At 65.1% G+C, this 6,000-nt stretch carries 5 protein-coding genes; 1 reads left to right on the top strand and 4 read right to left on the bottom strand.

Going from position 1 to position 6,000, the window contains the following annotated elements:
- The coding region (locus tag ACNPNP_RS13535; protein ID WP_448966555.1) for a family 78 glycoside hydrolase catalytic domain at positions 1-1,676 on the bottom strand (1,676 nt) is incomplete at its 3' end.
- Positions 1,677-1,831: 155 nt separating this feature from the next.
- Here ACNPNP_RS13535 and ACNPNP_RS13530 point away from each other — a divergent pair.
- Complete coding sequence (locus ACNPNP_RS13530; RefSeq protein WP_448966554.1) at positions 1,832-2,662, top strand: NAD-dependent epimerase/dehydratase family protein; 831 nt, start codon at positions 1,832-1,834, stop codon at positions 2,660-2,662.
- Positions 2,663-2,706: 44 nt separating this feature from the next.
- Here ACNPNP_RS13530 and ACNPNP_RS13525 read toward each other — a convergent pair whose 3' ends face one another.
- The 3 genes from ACNPNP_RS13525 to ACNPNP_RS13515 form a co-directional block, all read right to left on the bottom strand.
- Positions 2,707-3,615, bottom strand: coding sequence for a carbohydrate ABC transporter permease (locus ACNPNP_RS13525; protein ID WP_448966553.1), 909 nt, complete (start codon positions 3,613-3,615; stop codon positions 2,707-2,709).
- A gap of 11 nt (positions 3,616-3,626) precedes the next feature.
- Positions 3,627-4,508 (bottom strand): carbohydrate ABC transporter permease, encoded by an 882-nt coding sequence (locus ACNPNP_RS13520; RefSeq protein ID WP_448966552.1) that lies wholly within the window; start codon positions 4,506-4,508, stop codon positions 3,627-3,629.
- Between the two features lie 112 nt (positions 4,509-4,620).
- Positions 4,621-5,922, bottom strand: coding sequence for an ABC transporter substrate-binding protein (locus tag ACNPNP_RS13515; protein WP_448966551.1), 1,302 nt, complete (start codon positions 5,920-5,922; stop codon positions 4,621-4,623).
- Positions 5,923-6,000: the final 78 nt, after the last annotated feature.

The following is a 6,000-nucleotide window of genomic DNA, read 5'->3' as shown; positions in this document are numbered from 1 at the left end:
CTGTCGAACTGCCCCCCCAGGACCCCGGTGTCGCCGAAGCGCTGGTAGAGGGTCCAGGGAACGACCGTGGCGGCGTCTCCCCATGCTGCGCCGGGGCGCTGGGGCGTCCACATCGTGTCCGAAGGGATCACGGGGACGAACCAGGGGACCGTGCCATCAGGAAGCTGCTCAGCGGCGAGGTCCTGCAGCCAGCCGGACAGCATGCCCGAGATGTCGAACAGGTAGGACGCCGTCGGCGCGAAGACCTGGATGTCGCCGGTCCACCCCAACCGCTCGTCGCGCTGCGGGCAATCGGTCGGAAGGTCCACGAAGTTTCCGCGCATGCCCCACACGACGTTCTCGTGAAGGCGGTCGAGCTGCGGGTTCGACGACTCGAACCATCCGGTGCGTTCGAGATCGGTGTGCATCACGCGGGCGATGAGAGCGCCGTTCGCGGCGTCGTGGTCGAGGTCGCCTGGCCAGCCCTCGACATCGACGTAGCGGAAGCCGTGGAACGTGAACCGCGGCTCCCACTCCTCCCCGTCCGCGCGGCCTGCGAACGTGTATCGATCGGTCGAGCGGGCTTCCCTGAGCGGTCGCGTGTAGAGCTCGCCGTGCTGGAGCACCTCCGCTGTGCGCAGGGTCACTGTCGTGCCGGCGGCCGCGGTTGCGCGCAGACGCACGACTCCGACGAGGTTCTGACCGAAATCGAGTACCCGGCGGCCGCTGGGAGTCGTGAGCACGGCGACCGGCGCCACCTCTTCCGTCACGCGGACCGGCGGTGCGGTGGGCGCGACGAGAGTCGCGGGGTCGCGCCGGCGCAACTGCACGCGCTCCCAGCCCTCGTCGTCGAATCCCGGGCAGGACCAATCGCGCTGCTCTTCTCTCGCGTCGTAGTCCTCACCGTCGTACAGGCCGGAGGCGATCACGGGACTCCGTCTCGCCCGCCACGTCGTGTCGGTCGCGACGATCTCTCGCGTCCCGTCCGCGTACGAGAGCTCGAGCTGGGCGAGGAACGACTGGTCGTCGCCGAAGACGTTGCGGAAGCCGCCGCGCCACCCCAGGCGACCGCGATACCAGCCGTCGCCGAGCCACGCGCCGATGGCATTCGGCCCGTCGGCGAGCAGATCGGTGACGTCGTACGTGTAGTAGCGCAGTCGCTCCCGGTACACTGTCCAGCCCGGGGAGAGCACGTCGTCGCCGACGCGATGACCGTTGATCTCTGCCTGGTAGAGGCCGTGGGCGGTGGCGTACAAGCGTGCGCGCACGAGCCCCGATCGTGCCGTGAACTCGCGACGGACGAGGGCCGGCTTGCGGTCGTCGGTCATCGGATTCTGCTCCCAGATGGCGCCGATCGGGCCCGCGATCCAGTCCGATGGCGAGAGCAGACCGGTCTCGACCGTCGCCCATGCGCCTGGTTCGCTCCAGACGCCGTCTTCACCGCTGACGCTCACCCGCACGTCCGCCCGCTCGCGGGATCTCAGCGGGTCAGACGGCCACGGTACGAGCACCTGATCCTGTGATCGGACATCGAAGGCGCGGATCCCATCGTCCCCACGCACCTCGAGCCGATACGCACTCTGGCGCCAGCCGGGAGATGCCGAGTCGACGGTCCAGCTCACGCGTGGGCGTGACTCTCCGATTCCGAGTGGCTCGCGATGATGCTCGAAGCGAGGGGCTGATACTGCGGACTTCATCGTAGACTCCCGGATACTCGAAACGTTTCAGAGCGGATATGTCCGGTGCTTTGAACACGCGGAGGAGTAGAATTGTGACGTTTCAAACGATAGCGCACGGTCGCGCGGACCGACCCGGATGCGGCAGTGCGACACTGGACCCAGGAGGCCATTGAATGAATATCGCGGTTACCGGCAGCAGCGGAACTCTCGGGAGAGCGACCGTCGAGCGGTTGCGGTCCGATGGTCATGAGGTCGTCGGCTTCGACGTCGCGGGAGTCCCCGGCAGCGGGTTCACCCGCGTCGATCTGTCCGACTACGGGCAGACGCTGGACGCGTTCCTCGGAGTCACTGCGAGGCACAGCGGTGTCGACGCGATCGTGCATCTGGCTGCGATCCCTGTCAACGGCATCGTCCCCGACATCACGACGTTCGAGAACAACGTCTCGGCATCCTCCCACGTGCTGCTCGCGGCTCACCGCGCGGGCGTCCGCACCGTGGTGTTCGCCTCGAGCATCACGGCGATGGGCTTTCCCTTCGACGTCGCGCCGCCGATGCTTCCGGTCGATGAGACGTACACCCGCGCGTTCAACACGTACGGACTCGGCAAGGTGGTCGAAGAGTCCATGGCGGCTCAGCTCGCTGGCTGGCACCCAGATACCTCCATCACGGCGCTGCGCTTCACGAATGTCGTGGCGCCGGACGGATACGCGACGTTCGAGCGAGCGGGAGAACTCGATTACCGCCGTGATCTGATCGGCTCGTGGATCGATGCGCGAGACGGCGCCGAGGCGGTCGCGCTCGCGGTGGCCGGAGCGCGGCCCGGGTTCGAGATCTTCAACGTCGCGGCTCCCGGATCCGGATCCGGGATTCCGTCTCGTCAGTTGGCGGAGCACTGGTTCCCTGGTACGCCGATCGCCGACGGTCTCGGTGAGTTCGAGTCGCTGATGTCGACGGCGAAGATCCAGGAGCGGCTCGGGTTCCGCGCTCGCCACGACTGGCGTTGACGGGTATCGGCGGGCGGCGCGATCGCGGCCCGCCGACACCGGCCTCATCCCTTGACAGCGCCGGCCGCGAGGCCCTTCATGATGCGCTGGTTCAAGAAGAGATAGAGGATCAGGATCGCGAAGACGGTGATGCAGATGGCGGCGAACAGCGGGCCGTAGTTGACCGAACCGTACTCGCCGGAGAAGTTGAGCAAGCCGACCTGGATGGTGTTGAGCTTGCGCTGTCCGCCGAACACCAGCGCGATGAGCAGATCGTTCCAGATCTGGAAGAACTGCACGATCGCGACGGTGAAGATCGCGTTGCGCATCATCGGCATTCCGATGCTGAAGAACGCGCGGATCATCGAAGCGCCGTCGATGGTCGCCGCCTCGAAGATCTCACGGGGGATCGCGCGGAAGTACGTCGCCATCATGAACACCGTCAGGGGCAATCCACCTGCGGTGTAGATGAGGATCAGCGGCAGGAGTGAGCCCGTGAGGCCGATGTTGAAGAAGGCGGTGAACAGCGGCAGGATGATCATCTGCCCGGGAATCATGATGCCCGCGAGGAAGACCAGCAGGATCGTGCTGCGTCCCTTGAAGACCAGCACTTCGAGTGCGTATCCCGCGGCTGTGCCGAGAAGCACGAGGAGGATCAGCGACGGGAACGTGACGAGCACGGAGTTCACGACCGTCGTGCTGAGATTCGCTGTCTCCCATCCTGTGACGTAGTTGTCCCACCGCCAGATCTCGGGCATGGCGTACGAGGGGTTGTTGAGGAAGTCGCTGTTGGACTTCAGCGAGTTGATGAACATCCAGAACAGCGGGTAGGCCGTCATGAGGATGAGGGCCGCGATCGTGAGCAGCGTCGGAATCCGACGCAATCCACGCATGAGCGAAGGGCCGGGGCCGCCTGTATGCCGCCGCGGAGCACGGGGGGACGAAACGGCGACGGTATCGAGAGTGGAGGTCATGTCGGCGCCTTTCAGATCGTGGCGTCGCGGCGCGACGAACGGAAGATGAACAGGGTGACGATCAGGCACATCATCGTCAACAGGAGCGCGACGGTCGAGCCGTAGCCGTAGTCGCTGTATTGGAACGCGGTCCGGTACATGTACAGGGTCAGCGGAGTCGTCGAGCTGCCAGGACCGCCCGCGGTGAGAGCGAACACCGAATCGAAGACCTTGATCGTGCCGTTGACGCTGAAGATGATCGAGGCGAAGAGGATCGGCAGGGACATGGGCAGGACGATGTGCCGGAAGAGGCGGACGCCGCTGGCGCCATCGAGTCGCGCGGATTCGATGATCTCGTCAGGAATGTCGAGCAGGCCGGAGAAGATGAGGATGCCGTAGAACCCGATCGAGCGCCACACATCCATGATGACGATCACGACGAATGCTGTGCCGCCCCCGCCGAGCCAGTCGACGCCACTGAGGCCGACGTTGACCAGGAGCTCATTGACGAGACCGTCGTCCGGCGCGGACTGGAAGAGCTTCTGGTAGAGCAACGAGACGGCGACGGTCGGCAGGACGACCGGGAAGAACACGAGCGTGCGCACGAGAGTCGACGACCTGCGCAGCACGAAGTGATAGAGCAGCGCGAGGCCGTAGCCCAGTACGACCTGGAAGGCCGTCACGAGCACCGCGTACCGGATCGTGAACCAGAACGCCTCCCAGACGGCCGGATCGGAGAAGAGCCGTGCGAAATTGTCGAGTCCGGCGAACTGGAACCCGGAGAGAGGTGTGCCGTCGAAGAACGTCAGGAACAGGGACCAGACGACCGGTACCAGCATGATCAGCGTATAGACGAGCAACGCGGGCACCAGCAGGAGGACGATCGCCTTGCGGTCACCGAAGATCGACTTCATCGAGGGGGCCTTTCCGGGGTGAGTGGGACGTGTGCGAGGTGAACCCGCCGACGTCCGCGAGAAGTATCGAGTGCGAGGTGCCCCGCCGCAGAGACGACGGGGCACCTGTGGATCACGGGTTGTCGATGGCGTCCTGCACCATGCTCATGAACTCGTCCGGCGTGAGCTGACCGGTGACGAGCAGCGCGGCGTTCGTCGACGAGATCTGGCTCGCCTTGGCGTTGAACAGCGCCTCGAACCACAGCACGCTGTCAGTGCTCTCGGCGATCGTATCGGCGACCTTCTGCGAGATCTCGGGCAGGTCGGCCTCCTCATCGGCGACGAAACCGGTGATCTGGCCCTGCTTGAGTGCTTCGTTGCCGTAGTTCTCGGCGATGCAGCCGAGCCATCCGGCCACACCGTCGGAGTAGCTTTCCGAGCTGAACGTGGCAGGCAGGCCCACATTCGCCGGATACTGGTCGATCGATCCGGCTCCGCCTTCGACGGCGGGGAACGGGAAGAAGCTCATGTTCTCGGCGCCGACCTCATTGCCCTCGCCGTTGATGTTGCCGAGGATCCAGCTTCCCATGTAGATCATCGGCGACTTCCCGGTGAGGAACAGGTTGTACGAGCCGTCGATGTCGAGCGATGTCACGTTGTCCCCGAAGTAGCCCTCAGCACCGAGACCGGCTATGGCCTCGGCGGCCTCGACGTACTCGGGGTCCGTCAGCTTCGCTTCACCGTCGGCGACCTTCTGCATCGCGTCGGGCCCGAGGTCGCGGAAGATGTACGTCGAGAGAAGACGCGTGATGGGCCATCCCTGCTCACCCGAGGCCGAGAGCGGCGTCAGCCCCGCGGCCTTCGCTTCGGCAGCGACAGTGAGGAGGTCGTCCCATGTCTCGGGGACCTCCCAGCCGTTCTCCTCGAAGATCTGAGTGTTGTACCAGATGCCCTCGATGTTGTACTGGAAGGGCAGGAAGTTGAAACCGCCGCCGTAGAGCTTCTCGATCGTGGAGACGGCACCGGGAGCGATCTTGTCGCGGACCCCGAGGTCAGTCAGTGCCTTGTCGAAATCGACCAGCACATCCGCCTCGGCGAGCTTCGCGCCCTCAGCCGGGTTGCCGCCGGCCGAGAACATGGGCGGAAGGCCCCCCTGGCTGGCGAGGAGCTGGATCTGCGAGTCGAGTTCTGCCTGAGGCATCGAACTGACTTCGAGGGGGAGGGTCTCATCCTCGGCCTTGCAATCACCGGCGGCGAGCGCGTCGAGCACAGGTTCGGTGGTGGTGTTCTCGGAGTTCTTGAGGAACTCCATGGACGAGGGCTCTGCTCCGCCGCTGCCGCCTGCGCAGCCTGCGAGGACGAGGGCGCCGGCACCGAGCAGTGCGGCCGCGCCGATGAGCGCCTTACGGGGGCGCCGCCGTGGTGCTGTGAACACATTTCCTCCTTGAAAGTGGAATCTCCTTATTGAGACGTTTCAATTGGATGCTAGATCCGTGGCAAGCCAATGTCAATC

Source organism: Microbacterium xerophyticum (assembly GCF_053543555.1).
Note: the sequence above shows the minus strand (reverse complement) of the source record. Positions and strands in the feature narration are given on the sequence as shown.